The organism is Paucilactobacillus salsurae, from assembly GCF_054784995.1.
In genome coordinates this window covers 1-1,632 of the sequence record NZ_BAAHWX010000026.1, presented here as the reverse complement: position 1 = coordinate 1,632, position 1,632 = coordinate 1, and the positions used below count along the sequence as shown (strand labels likewise).

General features: G+C 38.2%; 2 protein-coding genes. Both read right to left on the bottom strand.

Going from position 1 to position 1,632, the window contains the following annotated elements; translation table 11 throughout:
* Positions 1–1,351, bottom strand: a 1,351-nt coding sequence (locus tag ACYVQZ_RS09960; protein ID WP_461241226.1) for a phage NrS-1 polymerase family protein, incomplete at its 3' end; no start/stop codon positions are given.
* Positions 1,352–1,369: 18 nt separating this feature from the next.
* A partial coding sequence (locus ACYVQZ_RS09955) for a DUF669 domain-containing protein (protein WP_461241225.1) occupies positions 1,370–1,632 on the bottom strand: 263 nt, incomplete at its 5' end.

Here is a 1,632-nt window from a genome sequence, read left to right as displayed (position 1 = left end):
GATCGTGGAGAATACCACTGTTCATATCAATGTAACCATTCTCGGCATTCAGTAAAGTTTTATCCTTATCAAACTCACCGTGCAAAATTGGTACTCGATGTTTAATCTCATCTAGGATTGCTTTCTTAGAATGATTGCTGCGAGTTTTTTGTAAAAAATTATCCCAGTTTTTTTTGGCATTCTCTTCTTCTTGCCCTGCCGCAATAAACAATTTTTCATTCTTCATAACTTCCAACATGTTATCTAAGTAGCTAGCAATCATGCCTTGATTATCAACTTCCCAGTAACTGCCGTTATACACAAACCAGTTTTTATCAATGTACGAATATCGAACTATATTTTCGTACAAATCCATGAACCGGTCTGCATTACCGGTATCATCCCAACTACGTGGTGGTTTAGGTTTATCGTCTTTCTTATCTTCATCTCCACCAAAATTAAGGATGTACTTATTCAATGGTTGTTTTTTTGGATTAAACGTTTCACTGGTTTCATTAATGGCTTTGTTGAGCAGTGCGTTGCCATAGGTTGTCTTGCCGTGTTGTTCATCATACTTAGGTCGCATTAAATCTGACGATCTAAATATCTGATCCATTTTACTGAAGTCTCTCCCACACCAGAAGGCGAGTGTGTCTGCGAAAGCTAAGTCTGCTTCAGATTGTGATGGATAATGATTCTCCCAGCCGCCTTGCATGAATAACTTGAACCGATTACCATTCTTAGACATTTCAGCTCGTCTGATAATTTCATCCACGTCTAAGTCATTAGTTGTAATTGTGGATTGATTCGGTAGCTGCACGACTTTATCTTCACCAAAGAACTTCGTGTAAAGCAGCTTAATATTTTCAGGGATTGGTGAGTTGACGTGATTTGCAAATGGTCCAATTGTCTTACCAGTGAGTGCAAAAAAACGTCCGGATTCATACATTTCAATATTGCTTTTTCGTCTGCGATTGCCTGGAATCTTTCCTTTGAAAATGGCATGAATACCTTCATCAGATAGACTGACTTCTGTGTAGCTCTGCAGTTTATCAATCACATCTTTCACAACTGTATGCTGATAATCGCCAAGCAGATATTGTTCAATTTCATCCTTGATGTGATCAATATCCAAACCGACATATCCATTGCCAAAATAGAAAGCTAAACCATCACGATTGAATTTTTTCATACCTGCTAAAGCTGTTTGAAAATCTACCCAAGTGTCAGGTGCGTTAGAACGTCCACCCTCATCATTTAAGGCATTGTGTGGAATCTTGGTATACTTATGTCGTTCTTCGTTCCAAACCTTTTCATAAGTCCCCCATTGCGTTAAGGACCGTAATTCAGTTGGTATATTGTCATAGTTCAATTTATAGCCTCCGTAAATTTAGAATGGTAAATCATCACTTGAGATTTCAATTGGTTTGCCGTTATCTTTCATTGATCCTGATTTATTTGCCCAAGTATGTTGCACACTTTCAAATTTTGTCTTGCTAAAATTCCATGGTGCAACTTGGTTAACGTCAGTTGTTTTTCCTTGGTATTCGTTTGGTTCTTTCTTTACATAGACCAAGACCGGTTTGTTAGCAATCGCATTCATGAAGTCTTCGATTGATCCAAGTTGTGTCCCTTCTGGAATCTCAGCAGCTT